5 protein-coding genes are annotated in these 17,983 nt (G+C 76.9%); all 5 read left to right on the top strand.

All coding sequences use genetic code 11. The annotated features are described in order from the left end of the window. Positions 1-12 precede the first annotated feature (12 nt). Genes GA0070603_RS07665 through GA0070603_RS07645 form a run of 5 tightly spaced genes read left to right on the top strand, consistent with a single transcriptional unit; the run spans position 13 to position 17,981 of the window. Positions 13-3,471 (top strand): AMP-binding protein, encoded by a 3,459-nt coding sequence (locus tag GA0070603_RS07665; protein ID WP_244282444.1) that lies wholly within the window; start codon positions 13-15, stop codon positions 3,469-3,471. Next, positions 3,468-6,677 (top strand): thioesterase domain-containing protein, encoded by a 3,210-nt coding sequence (locus GA0070603_RS07660; protein WP_091309252.1) that lies wholly within the window; start codon positions 3,468-3,470, stop codon positions 6,675-6,677. The genes GA0070603_RS07665 and GA0070603_RS07660 overlap by 4 nt, the downstream gene beginning before the upstream one ends. Continuing rightward, positions 6,674-8,977: a lantibiotic dehydratase gene (locus GA0070603_RS07655; RefSeq protein WP_091309249.1), complete on the top strand. Its 2,304-nt coding sequence runs from the start codon at positions 6,674-6,676 to the stop codon at positions 8,975-8,977. Before GA0070603_RS07660 ends, GA0070603_RS07655 begins: the two co-directional genes overlap by 4 nt. After that, positions 8,974-12,474: a non-ribosomal peptide synthetase gene (locus tag GA0070603_RS07650; protein WP_091309246.1), complete on the top strand. Its 3,501-nt coding sequence runs from the start codon at positions 8,974-8,976 to the stop codon at positions 12,472-12,474. The genes GA0070603_RS07655 and GA0070603_RS07650 overlap by 4 nt, the downstream gene beginning before the upstream one ends. Before the next feature lie 47 nt (positions 12,475-12,521). After that, a complete protein-coding gene (locus GA0070603_RS07645; RefSeq protein WP_091309243.1) occupies positions 12,522-17,981 on the top strand; it encodes a type I polyketide synthase in 5,460 nt (1,819 codons plus the stop codon). The last annotated feature ends 2 nt before the right edge of the window (positions 17,982-17,983 follow it).

The raw sequence follows: 17,983 nt of genomic DNA, 5'->3' as shown, positions 1-17,983 counted from the left end.
ATGGCACAGCCGATGATCATCAATCGTTTCGGCGAGGTCGCGGCGCAACACGGTGAACGTCCGGCTCTGCTCGGCGAGACCCACGAGGTCGCCTACGCCGAGTTGGCCGGTGCGGCCGGGGGGCACGCGGCCGCGCTCGTCGCCGCCGGCGTCCGACCCGGCGACCGCGTCGCCCTGCTCACCGCGCACGGCGCACCGACCGTCGCGGCGCTGCTCGGCGCCCTGGCCGCCGGCTGCGCGTACGTGCCGCTGGACCCGGGCTTCCCGGTCGACCGCCTGCGCCACATGCTGGCCGCCGCCGGGGTGGCCGCCGTCGCCTGCGCCGCCGAGCACCGCGAGCTGGCCCGGGCACTCGCCGACGGGCGGACCGTGGTGCCGCTCGACCAGGTGCCGCCCGCCCCGCTGCGGCCCGTGCCGGTCGACCCCGACGCGCTGGCGTACGTGCTGTTCACCTCGGGCTCCACCGGCGTGCCCAAGGCGGTCGGGCAGACCCACCGCAACCTGGCGCACGTGGTCGACAACCAGATCGACGCCCTGGCGATCGGCCCGGCCGACCGGCTCAGCCTGCTCGCCTCGTTCAGCTTCGACGCCGCCATCCCCGACCTCTACCCGGCGCTGCTCACCGGCGCCGCCGTCGTCCCGGTCGACCTGCGCCGGCAGGGGCTCGCCCACGCCGTCGAGCAGCTCGACCGGCACCGGGCCACCGTGCTGCACTGCACGCCCACCGTCTACCGGTACCTGCTGGACACCCTCGGGGATCGGCGGCTCGACGCGGTCCGGGTGGTGCTGCTCGGCGGCGAGCAGGCCACGTACGCCGACGCGGTCCGCGGCCGGGACCGGTTCGCCCCCGACTGCGTGCTTGTCAACGGCTACGGCGCCACCGAGATGACCTTCGTGGCCCGGCACGCGCTGCCGCTGTCCACGGTGGACCCGTCCGCCACCGGCCCGCTGCCGATCGGCACGGCGTTCCCCGGCTACCGGGTCGACCTCGCCCCGGACACCGGCGAGCTGGTGGTCCGCAGCCGGCACCTCGCCCCCGGCTACCTCAACCAGGACAGCGACCGGTTCGGTGTGGACGCCGACGGGGTGCGGTCGTACCGCACCGGCGACCTCGGCCGGCGGCTGCCCGGCGGCGAGCTGGTCTGCCTCGGCCGGCTCGACCGGCAGGTCAAGGTGCGCGGGCACCGGGTCGAGCTGACCGAGATCGAGACCGTGCTCGCGGCCCAGCCCGGCGTGGCCGGCGTACGCGCCATCGCCCGCGACGGCGAGTTGCTGGCGTACGCCCGCCCGGCCGGCGACCGGCGGCCCGACCCGGCCGCGCTGCGCGCCGCGCTGGCCGCCGCGCTGCCCGGGTACGCGCTGCCCCGCGCCGTCGTGCTGCTCGACGAGTTCCCGCTCACCGTCACGGGCAAGGTCGACGAGCGGGCGCTGCCCGACCCGGCGGCCGAGGCACCGGGCGGGGAGGCGCCCGCCACCGACACCGAGCGGGCCGTGCACGACATCTGGTGCGCCGTGCTCGGCCGCCCGGCGGTCGGCCGCACCGACAGCTTCTTCGACGTCGGCGGGCAGTCCCTGCTGCTGGGCCAGGTGCAGCAGCGGCTCGCCGAGCGGTTCGGCGTACGCCTGCCCCTGCTGCGCCTCTTCGACCACCCCACGGTGGCCGCCCAGGCGGCGCTGCTCGACACCCCGCCCGACGCGGTCCGCGCCCCGGTGCTGCCCGCGCCGGCCGCGCCCGCCGCCGCGGCCCGCGAGTACACCGGCGACGAGATCGCCGTGGTGGGCCTCGCGGGCCGCTTCCCCGGCGCGCCGGACGTGGCCACCTTCTGGTGGAACCTGTGCACCGGCGTGGACTCCGTCCACGAGCACACCGACGAGGAGCTTGCCGCCCTCGGCGTCGGGCCGGGCCTGCGCGCGGACCCCCGGCACGTGCGGGCCGTCGGCCGGCTCGACGGGGTGGCCGACTTCGACGCCGGGTTCTTCTCGTTCGGCGCCGACGAGGCTGCCCGGACCGACCCGCAGCACCGGCTGTTCCTGGAGACCGCCTGGGAGGCCCTGGAGGACGCCGGGCACGACCCGGACCGCTTCCCCGGCCTGGTCGGCGTCTACTCGGCCACCTCCGCCAACCGGTACTTCCTGTTCCACCTCATGGACAACCCGGCCGTGGTCGGCGACGTCGACCCGGACGACTGGGAGGCCCGGCTCATCGGCCGGCAGTTCACCGACCACCTGCCCGGTCAGGTCGCCTACCGGCTCGGGCTCACCGGGCCGGCCCTGGCCGTGCAGTCCGCCTGCTCCAGCTCGCTCGTCGCGGTCTGCCTCGCCGCGCAGAGCCTCGCCGACTACCAGTGCGACCTCGCGCTGGCCGGCGGGGTGACCGTCACCTGGCCGCGGCACCGGCACACCCCGGGCGGGCTGGCCTCCCCGGACGGCCGGTGCCGCGCCTTCGACGAGGGCGCCAACGGTTCCGGCTTCGGCTCCGGCGTCGGGGTGGTCGCGCTGCGCCGGCTCGCCGACGCGCAGGCCGACGGCGACCGGATCTACGCCGTCCTGCCCGGCTGGGCGGTCACCAACGACGGCGCCGACCGTGCCGGCTTCGCCGTGCCCGGGCCGGCCGGCCAGGCCGCCGCCGTGGCCAACGCGCTCGCCACCGCCGAGGTCGCACCCGGCGAGGTCGGCCTGGTCGAGGCGCACGGCAGCGGCACGCCGCTCGGCGACGCCATCGAGGTCGCCGCGCTGCACGAGGTGTACGCCGGCGCCGCGCCCGCCGAGACCTGCGCGCTCGGCTCGGTGAAGACCAACATCGGCCACCTCGACGCCGCCGCCGGGATCGCCGGACTGATCAAGGCGGTGCTCGCCGTGCGGCACGGGGTGATCCCGCCGAACCTGCACTTCACCCGCCCGCACCCGGAGATCGACCTGTCGGCCGGCCCGTTCTACGTGCCCACCAAGGCGCGCGACTGGCCCGAGGGGCCGCGCCGGGTGGCCGGGGTCAGCGCCTTCGGCCTCGGCGGCACCAACGCGCACGTCGTGGTGGAGCAGCCGCCGCCGGCCGACCCGGCCGACCCGCCGGGTGACGGGCCGTGGCTGCTGCCGGTGTCGGCGCGTACCCCGGCGGCGCTGCGGGCCGCGCTGGCCCGGCTGCGGGCCCACCTCGCCGGCGACGCCCCGGCGCTGCCCGACGTGGCCGCCACCCTGGCGCTCGGCCGGCGCGCCTTCGCCCACCGGGCCGCAGTGGTCGCCGCCGACCTGCCCGGCGCGCTTGCCGGACTGGACGCGCTGCTCGACACCGACGCCCGGGTCACGGGCGACGGTGGCCCGCTGCGCGAGCTGGCGGCCGACTGGGTCGCCGGGCGGGACGTCGACTGGGACGCCCTGCACCCCGAGGGCACGGTCCGGCGCACCGGCCTGCCCACCTACCCGTTCCAGCGCCAGCGGTACTGGATCGACCCCGTGCAGAAAGGTCCGCGGTGAACTGGTTCGTCTCCGCCGGAAGCCGACCCCAGGCTCCGGTCCGGTTGTTCTGCCTGCCCTACGCCGGCGCCGGCGCGAGCGCGTTCCGGCGCTGGCAGGAGGGGATCGGTCCGGACATCGAGGTGCTCCCGGTGCAGCTGCCCGGCCGGGAGAACCGGATCAACGAGGATCCGCGTTTCGACGTCGCCGAGGTGGCCGAGGCGATCGCCGCCCGGGCCGACCGCCCGTACGCCCTCTACGGCCACTCCATGGGCGGCCGGCTCGGCTTCGAGGTGGTCCGCGAGCTGCGCCGGACCGGCCGGGCGCTGCCGCTGCGGCTCTACGTCGGCGGCGCCCGCGCCCCGCACGTCACCGCGCCCGGCCTGTTCGACGGGCTGTCCCGGGCCGACGACGACGAGCTGCTGCGCCGCCTCGCCGACGGCGGCGGCCTCCCCGCCGAGCTGTTCGCGCACCCGGAGCTGGTGGAACTGCTGCTGCCGCTGCTGCGTGCCGACTTCGGCCGGGTGGACGGCTACCGGTACGTGCCCGGCGAGCCGCTGCCGGTGCCGATCGTCGCGTTCAGCGGCCGGGACGACCGGGCGGTCACCCACGAGCAGAACGCCGCCTGGGCCGAACACACCGCCGCCGGCTTCACCCTGCACGAGCTGGCCGGCGGCCACTTCTTCCTGCACGACCAGCTTCCCGAGCTGCTCGCCCTCATCCGCGCCGACCTGGCCGGGGCGCTCGCCGCCGGGACCACCGGCGCGGAGGGCGCCGGCGCCGCGAGCACGGGCGCAGACGGGTCGGTCGCGCACAGTTTCCCGGTGCGCGCCGCCGATCGCGGGACCGTCCTGGTTGGCGGGTCGGTCGCGCACAGTTTCCCGGTGCGCGCCGCCGATCGCGGGACCGTCGGCGGCGCGCACCGGGTGCCGCTCGGCGACACCGCGTGGTCGGTGTGGCGCGACGCCATTCTGCGGACCACCGGATTCCCCGCCGACGGCCTGGACCTGTTCACCGCGCCCCGGGCCGCCGCGGCGGCCGACGAGCTGCTCGCCACCGGCGCGGGCGAGGACCGGTTCGACAAGGAGTTCGACGAGGCGGTCCGCGGCGCCGCCGAGCGGATCAGCGAGCTGGCCACCGACCCGCTGCTGCGCGAGGCGGTCACCTGGCAGAACCGGGGTGCCCTGGTCGCGCTGGACGGGCTGGCCCGCGGCGGCGGCGACGCGGCCCGCAACGTGCGGCGGCGGGACCGGGAGCGGGCGCTGCTCAAGTACTGGCAGCGCTACTGCGGCAAGAACGAGACGGTGGGCTTCTTCGGCCCGAGCTGCTGGGTGACCGTCGACCCGGACCAGCCGGAGACCGTCCGGATCCGTCCCGGCGGGCGGCTCACCCGCCGGCGCTGGGTCTGGTTCGAGTCCTGGGCGCTGTCGGCGTACGCCCAGCGGGTCGGCGCCGACCTGGCCGTCCGCCGGTGGTGGCCGCCGGTGCTGCGCCCGCACCTCGCGGTCCGGGACCGGACCGTGCTGCGCCCCGGCCGGCCGCCGCTCACCCTGAACCCGGTGGAGGCGGCGCTGCTCGCCGCCGCCGACGGCCGCCGCTGCGCCGCCGACCTGGTGGCCGACCCGGCCATCGGGCTGCGCCGCCCCGAGGACGGGTACGCCCTGCTCGACCGGCTGGTGGAGCGGGAACTGATCAGCTGGGACGCCGCGCTGCCGGTCAGCCCCGACGCCGAGGCGGTGCTGGCCGACCGGATCGAGGGGATCGGCGACGAGGCCGCCCGGAGCGCCGCCCGGGCCGGGTTCGACCGGCTGCGCGCCGCCCGGGACGCGGTGGCCGAGGCGGCCGGCGACCCGGTGGGGCTGCGCGCCGCCCTGGACGCGCTCGACGCCACCTTCACCGAGCTGACCGGCGTCCCCGCCGTGCGCCGCGCCGGCCAGATGTACGCCGGCCGCACCATCTGCTACGAGGACAGCGCCCGCGACCTCGACGTGGTCTTCGGCGCGCCGCTGCTGGCCGAGCTGGCCACCCCGCTGGACGTGCTGCTGCGGGCCGCCCGCTGGATGGGCAACGCCCTGGCCGAGGCGTACGGCGAGGTGTTCCGCGGGCTCTACGAGGAGCTGCGCGCCGAGGCCGGCACCGGCCCGGTGGCCCTGGCGGACCTGTGGTTCCTGGCCCAGGGCCTGTTCTGGGGCGGAGGCGAGCGGCCGGTCGACGCGGTCGCCGCCGACTTCGCCGCCCGCTGGGCCGGGCTGTTCGGGCTGGACGCGCTGCCGCCGGGCACCACCGACGTGCGGCTGCGGGCGGCCGATCTGGCCGACCGGGTCGACGCGGCCTTCCCCGGCGCCCGGCCCACCTGGTCCAACGCCGTGATGCACAGCCCTGACCTGCAGATCTGCGCCACCGACGCGGCGGCGCTGGCCCGGGGCGAGTACACAGTGGTGCTCGGCGAGCTGCACGCCGCCTGGTCCTCGTTCGACTGCGCGGTCTTCACCCCGTCCCACCCCGAGGTCGAGCGGCTACGCACCGCCCTGGCCGAGGACCTGGGCGAGCGGCGGGTCCGGCTGCTCTTCCCGGCCGAGTGGCCGCGCCGGACCAGCCGTACCGCCGAGTCGCTGACCGGGCCCACCGACCGGCACCTGGCGTTCCAGGACGCGCCGGGCGCCGAGCCGGCCCGGGTGCTGCCCACCGTGGACCTCACCGTCACCGAGGTGGACGGCCGGCTCGTGGCCACCGCCTCCGACGGGCAGCGCTGGCCCCTCACCGAGGTCTTCGCGGAGCTGCTCAGCGCGCACGCGGTGGACGGCTTCAAGCTGGTCGCCGCCGCGCCGTACACGCCCCGGATCACCCTCGACCGGCTGGTCGTGGCACGGCAGACCTGGCGGACCACGGTGGGGGAGAGCGGCCTGGCGACGGCCACCGGCGAGCGGCAGCGCTTCCTGGCCGTCCGCGACTGGCGCCGCCGGCTCGGCCTGCCCGAGCAGGTCTACGTGAAGCTCGGCACCGAGACCAAGCCCTGCTTCGTGGACCTGGCCAGCCCGGCGTTCGCCAACATGTTCTGCGCCATGGTCCGGGCCGCCCGGGTCGACGGCGGCGACGGCGTCTCGCTCACCGTCAGCGAGATGCTGCCCACCACCGACCAGGCGTGGGTGCCCGACGGCGCGGGCCGCCGCTACTTCAGCGAGCTGCGCCTGCACCTCGTGGACACCCAGGGAACGGAGCACCGATGAGCCACCTGCTGCCACTCGGGGAGACCGGCTGGTCGGTCTGGCGGGACGTGGTGCTGCGCACCGCCGGGTTCCCGGCGGCGGGGCTCGACCGGTTCGCCGCGCCGGAGGCCGCGGCCGTCGCCGACGCGGTGCTGACCGGCGGGAGCGGCCCGGAACTGCTCGACAAGGTGCTGCGCGAGGCGTTCGCCGAGTCGTCCGCAGTGGTGAACGAGCTCGCCGCCGACCCGCTGCTGCGCGAGGCGGTCACCTGGCAGAACCCGGACATGCTCGTCGCGCTCGACGGTTTGCTCCGCACCGATCCGGAGGTGCGCAACGTCCGCCGGCGCAAGCGCGAACTGAGCCTGCTGCGCTACTGGCAGCGGTACTGCGGCAAGGCGGAGACCATCGGCTTCTTCGGGCCGGTCTGCTGGGGGACCTTCGACCCGGCGGAGCCGGGTGTCCGGCTGTCGCCCGGCCCGTCGCTGGTCAACCGGCGGCACGTGTTCTTCGAGGCGTGGGCGCTGATCGCGTACGCCGACCGGCTGGGTGACGACCTGGCGGTGCGACGCTGGTGGGCTCCCGCGCTGCAACCGCACCTCACCGTCGAGGGGCGCCAGCTGCGCTGGCCGCTGCACCCGCCGATCGCGCTGACCCCGACCGAGGCCCGGCTGCTCGCCGCCTGCGACGGGCGGACGCCCGCGGTCGCGCTGGCCGAGCGGCTGCACGCCGACGGCGAGGTGCACGGCGTCGACGACGTCTACCTGCTGCTCGACCGGTGGGCGGACCGCGGCCAGCTCATCTGGGGCGCCAACCTGCCGGTCAGCCCCGAGGCCGAGCGGGTGCTCCTCGAGCGGATCGCGCTCATCGGTGACGAGGGCGTCCGGGCCGAGGTGGCGGCCGGCTTCGACCGGCTCCGGGCCGCCCGCGACGCGGTGGCCGCCGCCGCCGGCGACCCGGACCGGCTCGGCGCCGCCCTGGCCGCGCTGAACACCGAGTTCACGGCGGTCACCGGCCGGCCGGCCACCCGGCAGGGCGGCCAGATGTACGTGGGCCGCACCGTCTGCTACGAGGAGACCGCCCGGGACCTGGAGTTCACGGTCGGCTCGGCCGTCCTGGACGCGCTGGCCGGCCCGCTGGCGCTGGTGCTCCAGACCGCCCGGTGGTTCACCGGGGAGGTCGCCGCCCGGTGCGCCGAACTCTTCGCCGAGCTGCACGACGAGCTGGCCGCCGACGGCCCGGTGCGGCTGGCCGACCTCTGGTCGCTGGCCCAGGGGACGCTCGTCTCCCCGGAGGGCCCCATCGGCCGGGCCGGCGCCGCCCTGACCGAGCGGTGGGCGGAGCTGTTCGGCCTGCGCGACCTGCCCGCCGACCAGGCGGAGCTGCTCCTGCGCGCCGAGGACCTGGCCGAGCGGGTCCGGCAGCTCTTTCCCGCGGAGCGCCCCGGCTGGCCGTCGGCCCGGCTGCACAACCCGGACGTCCAGCTCAGCGCGGCGTCAGCGGAGGCGATCCGGCGGGGCGAGTTCCTGCTCGTGCTCGGCGAGCTGCACCCGGCCCACGTCGCCTACGACAGCGCCGTGTTCGGCCCGTTCCACCGCGACCCGGCCGCGCTGCGGGCCGCCGGCGACGCCGACCTCGGCCCCGCCCGGCTGCGGCTCCTGTGGCCGGACAGCTACCCGCGCCGGACCACCCGCACCACGTACGGGCTGACCGGGCCCGCCGACCGCCAGCTCGGCATCGACAGCGCGCACGGCGCGGACCCGGACCAGCTGGTGCCGGCCACCGCGGTCACCGTTGAGGTCGTCGCCGGCCAGCTCGTCGCGGTCTTCCCCGACGGCGGGCGCTGGTCGCTCATGGAGGTCTTCGCCAGTCTGCTCGACTCGCTGCTGATCGACGCCTTCAAGCTGCTCGATCCGGCCCCGCACACGCCCCGGATCACCATCGACCGGCTGGTGGTGGCCCGCCGCACCTGGCGCAGCACGGCGGGCGGGTGCGGCCTGGCCGGGCACACCGACGAGACGGCCCGCTACCTCGCCGTACGCCGCTGGCGGGCGGCCGCCGGGCTGCCCGAGCGGGTGTTCGTGAAGGTGGGCACCGAGATCAAGCCCTGCTACGTCGACCTGACCGGCCCGCTCTACGCGCAGTCGCTCTGCGCCATGGTGGACGCCGCCCACCGCACCAGCCCGGACGTCCCCATCGTGGTCTCCGAGCTGCTGCCCGCGCCCGACCGGTCCTGGGTCACCGACGCGCAGGGCCGCGGCTACGTCAGCGAACTGCGCCTCCAGATCACCGACCCGACCGAGCACCGGGGAGACCACGGGTGACCGACCTCATGACCGCAAGCGCCGCGTACGGGGCGGACCTGCCCTGGCCCGACGCGACCCTGGCCGACCTGATCGCCGCGCAGGCCGCCCGCACCCCCGACGCGGTGGCGGTACGCCAGTGGGACACCCGGCTGACCTACCGGCAGCTCGTCGACCGGGCCGCCGGGCTGGCCGCCGCGCTGCGGGAGCGCGGGACCGGCCCCGGCGACCGCGTCGGGGTCTGCGGGGCGCGTACCCCCGACCTGGTGGTCACCGTGCTCGGCGTGCTGCTGGCCGGGGCCGCGTACGTGCCGCTGGAGCCGGGCGGCCCCCGCGAGCGGCTGCGGGAGATCGCCCGGGACGCCGGGATCCGGGTGGTGGCCGGCGACGCCGCGGCGGCCGAGTTCGGCGACGAGCCCGGCGTCGAGACGGTCGGGCTGACCGGCCCGGCCCCCCTCGTCCCCTGCCCGGCCCGCCCCGGTGACCCGGCGTACGTGCTGTTCACCTCGGGCTCGACGGGCCGGCCCAAGGGCGTGCTCACCACCCACCGCAACGCGGTCGAGTTCGTCACCGGCGTCGTGGCGCTGACCGGCGCCGACGCCTCGGTACGCAGCCTCGGCATCGCCTCGCTCGGCTTCGACGCGGCCACCATGGACCTGTTCGTCCCGCTGCTGCTGGGCGGCGCGGTGCAGCTGCTCGGCGCCGACGACCGGGCCGACCCCGTCCGGCTGGCCCGGTTCGTCGCCGCGCACGAGGTGACCTGGGGTTTCATCACCCCGACCGTGCTCGCCCTGCTCGACCCGGCGGAGCTGCCGTCCTGGCGGGTGCTGCTCTGCGGCGGCGAGGCGGTCCCCGCCGAGCTGGTCGCCCGCTGGGCCCCCGGCCGGCGTTTCCTCAACGGCTACGGCCCCACCGAGACCACAGTGCTGGCGGTCAGCGGCGACCTCACCGCCGCCGACACCGACCCGGTGCCGATCGGCCGCCCCCTGCCGAACCACCGCGCGTACGTGGTGGACGCCGAGTTGCGCCCGGTGCCGCCGGGGGAGACCGGGGAGCTGCTCATCGGCGGGCCCGGGCTGGCCGACGGCTACCTCAACCGGCCCGGGCTGACCGCCGAGCGGTTCGTCCCCGACCCGATCGGCGACCGGCCCGGCGAGCGGCTCTACCGCACGGGCGATCTGGTCCGTCAGGCGCCCGACGGTCGGATCGTCTACCTGGGCCGCGCCGACCGGCAGGTCAAGGTGCGCGGCCAGCGCATCGAGCTGGGCGAGGTCGAGGCCGTGCTGGCCGGGCACCCCGGCGTCGACCGGGTCGCCGTGGAGGCCGTGCCCGGGCCGGCCGGCACCGAGCTGGTCGCCTTCCTCACCCCCGCCGGCGCGCCCGACGACGAGACGCTGCGGGCGTACGCCGGGCCCCGGCTGACCGCCGCGATGCTGCCGGCCCGGACGGTGCGGCTGGCCGCGCTGCCCGTCAGCCCGACCAGCGGCAAGCTGGACCGGCCGGCGCTGCGGGCCCTCGCCGCGGCCGCCCCGGACGCGGTGGAGGAGGTCGACGGGGGCGACCCGGTCGAGGCAGCGGTCCGGCGGCTCTGGACCCGGCTGCTCGGCGCCACCCCCGGCCCGGACAGCGACTTCCTGGCCGCCGGCGGCAACTCCATCGCGGCCATGCGGCTGGTCGCCGCGCTCCGCGCCGAGCTGGGCCGGCGGGTCGACACCCGGGTGCTGTTCACCGACCGCACGTTCGCCGCGCTGGTCGACCGGGTACGCGCCGCCGCCCCCGCCGACGGCGACGGGCTGACCACCGGCAACCCGCCCACGCTCTCCCCGCCGCAGCGGCGGCTCTGGTTCATGGACCAGCTCGCCCCGTCCAGCGCGCCCTACAACATCGCGGTGGCGCACCGGCTCCACGGGCCGCTGGACACCGCCGCGCTGGGCGCCGCGCTGCGGGCCGTGGCCGAGCGGCACGACGTGCTGCGCTGGCGGATCCCGCAGACCGGCGGCGTGCCGTACGCGGTCCGCGAGGAACCGACCGACGTGGCCCTGCCGGTGGTCGACCTGACCGGCGCCGCCGACGCCGAGGCGGAGCTGGCCGGCATGCTCGCGGCCGGCGCCGGGCACTCCTTCGACCTGGCCACCGGGCCGCCCTGGCAGGTCACCGTCTACCGGCTGTCCGCCGACACCCACGTGCTCGCCATCACGGTGCACCACGCGGTCTTCGACGGCTGGTCCGAGGCGCTGCTCTACGACGAGCTGTCCGGCGCGTACGCCCGGGCGGTCGCCGGGGCGCCGCCGGCCCGGCCGCCGCTGGCCGCGGGCTACGCCGACTACGCGGTCTGGCGGGCCGAGCGGGACCGCCGCCGGGGCGACGCCGACCTGGCCTGGTGGACCGAGCACCTGGCCGGCGCGCCGACCGTGCTGGACCTGCCCCGGGACCGGCCCCGCCCGGCGGTGCAGACCTACGCCGGCGTGGAGGCCGCGGTGCGGCTCACCGAGGCGGCCGACCGGGCCGTGCGCGAGCTGGCCGCCCGGCGCGGCACCACAGTGGCGGCCGTGCTGCTGGCCGGCTTCGGCGAGCTGCTGCGCCGGCTCACCGGCGGCGACGACCACGTGCTCGGCGCGATCGTCGCCGACCGGCGGCTGGCCGCCTTCGACGACGTCATCGGCTTCTTCATCGACACCGTGCCGGTGCGGGTCCGCACCGGCGGGGCGACCTTCGCCGGGCTGGTCGACAGGTGCGCCGCCGAGCTGCACGCGGTCACCGAGCACCCCGGCGCCCCGCTGGAACGGATCGTCGAGGCGCTCGGCGTCGGCCGGGACACCTCCCGCGCCCCGCTCGTGCAGGTGCTGTTCAACGTGCTCAACTTCGTCCCGCCCCGGCTCGCGCTGACCGGCCTGACCGTCGAGCCGGTGCCCGTGCCGAAACCCGGCTCGCCCTTCGACATCACCGTCTACGTGGTGGAACGGGACGGCCGGGCCGGCGTCGAGGTGGTGCACAACCCGGACCTGTTCGACGCGGACCGGATCGAGGCGCTCCTGGCCGACCTGGCGGCCCTGGTCGGTGCCCTCGCGGCCGACCCGGACGCGCCCGCCGAGCAGGTGGCTCCCGAGCTGCCCCGGCCGGCGGTACGGGTGCCGGCGCTGGGCGCCATGACCGTGGCCGCCGCCGAGCCGGCCCGGGCACCGCTGCCCACCGGGCCGGACGCGCTCACCGCCACCGAGGAGCTGATCGCCGGCATCTGGCGGGACGTGCTCGGCCGGGACCGCGTCGGTGTCGCCGACAACTTCTTCGACATCGGCGGCCACTCGATGGCGCTCGCCGCGGTGCACGCCCGGCTCACCGAGGCCACCGGCCGCTCCCTCACCATGCTCGACCTGTTCCGCCACCCGACCGTGCGGGCTCTCGCCGCCAGCCTCGACGGCGCCGCCGACCGGCCGGAACTGGCCCGCGCCGCGCTGCGGGCCGCCGCCCGGCGGGGCCGCGCCCGCCGTACCCCACCCCGACGACCGAACCAGCCATGACGCCGCAACCCCTCCCCGACGTACCGCGTGAGCTAAGGACAACCCCGATGCAGAACGACTTTCCCTCCACCGACGACGGCATCGAACCCATCGCGATCGTCGGGCTCGCCGCCCGCCTGCCCGGCGCGGCCGACGTCGACGAGTTCTGGCAGAACCTCATCGACGGCGTCGAGTCGGTGACCGAGCTGACCCGCGAGGAGCAGCTCGCCCGTGGCGCCACCCCCGAGGAGGTCGACGACCCCGGCTGGGTGAACCGGGCCCCGCTTGTCGACGGCTACGACGAGTTCGACGCCGGCCTGTTCGGGATGACCGCCCGCGAGGCCGAGATCACCGACCCGCAGCACCGCCTCTTCCTGGAGAGCTGCTACACCGCGCTCCAGGACGCCGGCTACGACCCGGCCCGCTACGACGGCGCGGTCGGCGTCTACGCCGGCACCGGCGGCAACACCTACCTGCACCGCAACGTGCTGCGCAACAAGCGGGTCGGCGGCAGCCCGCACGGCGCGGTCTCCCTGGCCACCGGCAACTCGCCGAACTACGTGGCCACCAACGTCTCCTACCGGCTCGACCTGCGCGGGCCGAGCCTCACCGTGCACACCGCCTGCTCCACCTCCCTGGTGGCGTTCCACCTGGCCTGCGAGGCGCTGCGCAACGGCGAGTGCGACATGGCCCTGGCCGGTGGCGTGAACATCGAGCTGCCGCACGTCGGCTACCTCGGCATGGACGGCTTCACCTCGCCGGACGGGCGGTGCCGCCCGTTCGACGCCGGCGCCAACGGCACGGTCTGGGGCAGCGGCGTCGGGGTGACCCTGCTCAAGCGGCTCTCCGACGCGATCGCCGACGGCGACGCCATCCGCGCCGTGGTGCTCGGCAACGCCATCAACAACGACGGCGCCGGCAAGGTCGGTTTCACCGCCCCCAGCATCGACGGGCAGATGGAGGCGGTCGCCCAGGCGGTCGGCCTGGCCGGCATCGAACCGCGCACCATCAGCTACGTCGAGGCGCACGGCACCGGCACGGCGCTGGGCGACCCCATCGAGGTCGCCGCCCTCTCCGCCGTGTACACGAAGGACACCGACGACCGGGGCTGGTGCGGCATCGGCTCGGTGAAGTCCAACATCGGCCACCTCAGCCAGCCCTCCGGCATCGTCAGCGTGATCAAGACGGTGCTCGCCATGGAGCACGGCCTCATCCCGCCGACCATCAACTACGAGACCGCGAACCCGGCCATCGACTTCGCCGACACCCCGTTCTACGTGGCGAACACGCTGACCAAGTGGGACACCGACGGCGGGCCGCGGCGGGCCGGGGTCAGCTCCTTCGGCATCGGTGGCACCAACGCGCACGTGGTGCTGGAGGAGGCGCCGGCCGCGTACCGGACCGAGCGGCGGGTCCGCCCGGCGCACCTGCTCCAGGTCTCGGCGAAGACCCCGACCGCCCTGGACGCCGCCGTGAAGCGGCTTGCCGACCACCTGGAGAGCGGCACCGCGGGCGGCCCCGAACTCCTCGCCGACGTCGCGCACACCCTGCGCGTCGGCCGCCAGCAGTACGCGCACCGCGCCGCCGTCGTCGCCACCGACCTGCCGATGGCCGCGGCCGCCCTGCGGGACAGGCGCAAGGGTCACCGGGGCGCCGCCGACGGTCCCGCCCCGCGGGTGGCCTTCCTGTTCAGCGGCCAGGGCTCCCAGTACGCCGGCATGGGCGCCGAGCTCTACGCCGAGGACCCGGCCTTCGCGGCCACCGTGGACGAGTGCGCCGAGCTGCTCCGCCCCGAGCTGGGCCTGGACATCCGGGACCTGATCCTCGGCCGCGACCCGGAGGCGGGGGAGAAGCTCACCCAGACCCGCTACACCCAGCCCGCCCTGTTCACCGTCGAGTACGCCCTCGCCACCGCCTGGCAGCGCGCCGGGGTCGCCCCGGCCGCGATGCTCGGCCACTCCATCGGCGAGTACGTCGCCGCCACCGTGGCCGGCGTGCTCACCCTCCCCGACGCGCTGCGGGTGGTCGCCGCCCGGGGCCGGCTCATGCACTCGCTGCCGGCCGGCTCGATGCTCGCCGTGACGCTGGACGAGTCGGCCGTCGCCGACCGGCTGCCCGCCGGGCTCTCGGTGGCCACCGTCAACGGCCCGGGCACCTGCGTGGTGGCCGGCGAGACCGCGCTGGTCGAGGAGTTCGCGGCGAGCCTGGGCGGCAAGAACAAGTCCAAGCTGCTGCGCACCTCGCACGCCTTCCACTCGCCGATGATGGACCCGATCCTCGACGAGTTCACCGCGCTGATGGCGAGCGTGCCGCTGCGCCCGCCGGCCGTGCCGTTCCTGTCCAACGTGACCGGCACCTGGATCACCGAGGCGGAGGCCACCGACCCGGCGTACTGGGCGGCGCACCTGCGCCGGCCGGTCCGTTTCGGCGCCTGCGTGGGCACGCTGCTCGCCGAGGGCACCTGGGCGCTTGTCGAGTGCGGCCCGGGCCGCCAGCTCGCCAACCTGGCCCGGATGCAGGTCGCCAAGGCGTCCGAGGCGCAGCGGAAGCTGACCCCGCTGGGCAGCCTGCCCGGCCCGGGCGAACCGGTCGGCGACCTGGCCACCCTGCTCGGCGGCGCCGGGGCGCTCTGGTGCGCCGGGGTGCCGGTCACCCTGGCCGTCGACCCCGACGCCCGGCGGGTGCCGCTGCCCACGTACCCCTTCGAGCGGCGTCGCTACTGGGTCGAGCCGGACCCGGTGGAGCAGGTGACCGCGCCGGTCGAGACCGGGCCCCGGCCGCTGCCGGAGTGGTTCGCGGTGCCGGTGTGGCGGCAGGCCGCCCCGGCGCGGACCGTCGTCCCGCTGGGCCGGTGCCTGGTGCTTGCCGACGGCCCGCGCGGCGAGGCGCTCGTCGCCGCGCTGCGGGCCGCCGGCGACGACCCGGTCGAGGTACGCGCCGGCACCGCCTTCGCGGCCACCGGCGCCGGCTTCCGGCTGCGTCCCGGTGTCCGCGAGGACCACGAGGCCCTGGTCGCCGCGCTCGGCGCCGACCTGCCCCGCCGGATCGTGCACGCGTACGCCCTCGACGGGGAGCCGGCCGGCACGGACATCGCCGCGGCCTGGGCCGCACAGGACCGGGGCTTCTTCAGCGCGCTGCACCTGGTGCAGGCCCTCGCCGGCGCCGGGCTGACCGCCGACGAGGAGGGCATCCGCCTCGACCTGGTCACCGCCGGCACCGGCGACGTCCGCGGCGACGACCTGGTCCGGCCGGAGCACGCGACCCTGGCCGGCCTGGCCCGGGTGCTCCCGGTCGAGCTGCCCGGGCTCACCGTCCGGCTGGTCGACGCGGACACCGCGGCGCGCGGGGTCGCCGCGCTCGCGGCCGAGCTGCGCGCCCCGGTCGACCCGGAGCACCCGGAGGTGGCGCTGCGCCGCGACCGGCGCTGGGTGGCCGGCTACGAGCAGGTCACCGTGGACGCCGAGGGCGAGCCGGGCGTGCTGCGCGAGGCGGGCCGCTACCTGATCACCGGCGGTCTCGGCGGCATCGGCGTCACCCTGGCCGAGGACTTCGCCCGCCGGGCCCGCGCCAAGCTGGTGCTGCTGGCCCGCTCCGGCCTGCCCGAGCGGGACGGCTGGGACGAGCACCTGGCGGTGCACGGCGGCGCGGACCGGGCCGGCCGGGCCATCGCGGCGATCCGCCGGATGGAGGCGGCCGGCGCCGAGGTGCTGGTGCTCGCCGCCGACGTGACCGACCCGGACGACCTCCGCCGCGTACGCGAGGCGGCGATCTCCCGGTTCGGCGGGCTGGACGGCATCGTGCACGCCGCCGGCCTGCCCGGCGGCGGCATGGCCGAGATCAAGGAGCGGGCCGAGGCCGAGCGGGTGCTGGCGCCGAAGCTCGCCGGCACCCTCGCCCTGGCCCAGGTCTTCGGTGACCTGCCGCTGGACTTCGTGGCGCTCTGCTCGTCGATCACCGCGGTGATCGGCGGGTTCGGCCAGGTCGACTACTGCGCGGCGAACAACTTCCTGGACGCCTGGGCGCGTTCCGGCGCCGGCTTCCGCGCCCCCGTGGTGTCGCAGAACTGGGGCGGCTGGGCCGAGGTCGGCATGGCCGTGGAGACCAACGCGCCGGCCGCCTTCCGGGCCGCCGGGCGGGACACCGTCACCAACCCGGTGGACCACCCGGTGCTCACCACCAAGGTGACCGGCCCGGAGGGCACCGTGCTGCACGGCCTGGTCTCCGCCGCCACCCACTGGCTGCTCGACGAGCACCGGATCGGCGGGGTGCCGGTGGTGCCGGGCACCGCCCACCTGGAGTCGGTGCGGGCCGCGGTGACCGCCGCGCTGCCCGCGCCCGGTCCGGACGCCGCCGTGGAGCTGCGCGACGTGGTCTTCCTGGAGCCGTTCTCGGTGCCGGACGGCACTGTCGCCCAGTACCGGGTCGAGCTGACCCCGGCCGAGGACGGGGTCGACTTCACCGTGGCCAGCCTGGCCGCCGGCCAGCTCCGCACGCACGTACGCGGCGCCGCGGGCTGGACCACCGAGCCGGCCCTGCCGGCCGGCACGCCCACCGTCGCCGGGCGCCGGGTCGACGACGACGCCTCGTTCGGCCGGGGCCGCACCAGCATGCTCACCTTCGGGCCGCGCTGGGCCGCGCTGGCCGAGCACCACCTGGCCGAGGGGGAGGAGCTGGCCCGGGTGGAGGCGCCCGCCGCCGCGCTGGGCGACCTGCCGTCGTGGGGGCTGCACCCGGCGCTGCTGGACGTGGCCACCGCGTTCGGCCGCGGCCAGGGCTCCGGCACCTACCTGCCGCTGTCGTACGGCCGGATCGTGGTGCGGGGGTCGCTGCCGGCGACCTTCCACAGCCACCTGCGGCACCGGCCCAGCGCCACGGAGGAGGTCGTGGCGGCCGACCTGTCGCTGCGCGACACCGACGGCCGGGAACTGGTCGCCATCAGCGACTTCGTGCTGCGCAAGGTGGACCAGGGCGCGGTCACCGGCGGCCTGGCCGACACCCCGGCCGCCGCCGAGGCCACGCCGGCGCCGGTCACCGAGGACATCCGGCCGGTCGACGGGGCGGAGGCGTTCCGCCGCAGCCTCACCGCCGGCCTGGGTGCGCAGGTGGTCATCACCACCCGCACCGTCGCCGACATCCGGCGGCGCTCGGCCCGGGTGACCACGGACAGCCTGGAGGCGGAGACCGACGCCCCGGCCGCCGCGGCGACCGGCGCGGGCGGCGGCTCGGCCGCGCCCTCCACCGAGCTGGAGAAGACCATCGCCCAGGTGTGGCGCGACGGCCTCGGCGTGACCGAGGTCGGCGTGGACGACGACTTCTTCGCCCTCGGCGGCAACTCGCTGGTCGCGGTGCAGCTGATCGCCGCGATGCGCAAGGCCACCGGGGTGCGGCTGCCCATGCGCAGCCTCTTCGAGACCCCCACGGTCGCCGGGCTGGCCGCCCGGATCGAGGAGCTGCGGGCCGACCAGCCCACCGACGAACCGGCCGCGCCGGCGGCGATCCCGGCCATCCCGCGGCTGCCCCGCGCCTGACC

It is taken from the genome of Micromonospora chersina, assembly GCF_900091475.1.
Taxonomy (GTDB): Bacteria; Actinomycetota; Actinomycetes; order Mycobacteriales; family Micromonosporaceae; genus Micromonospora; species Micromonospora chersina.
Note: the sequence above shows the minus strand (reverse complement) of the source record. Positions and strands in the feature narration are given on the sequence as shown.

Bases quoted from the DNA above. Each gene is read 5' to 3' on its own strand.
- GA0070603_RS07665 (WP_244282444.1), top strand. From the start codon at position 13: ATGATCATCAATCGTTTCGGCGAGGTCGCGGCGCAACACGGTGAACGT.
- GA0070603_RS07655 (WP_091309249.1), top strand. From the start codon at position 6,674: ATGAGCCACCTGCTGCCACTCGGGGAGACCGGCTGGTCGGTCTGGCGG.
- GA0070603_RS07645 (WP_091309243.1), top strand. From the start codon at position 12,522: ATGCAGAACGACTTTCCCTCCACCGACGACGGCATCGAACCCATCGCG.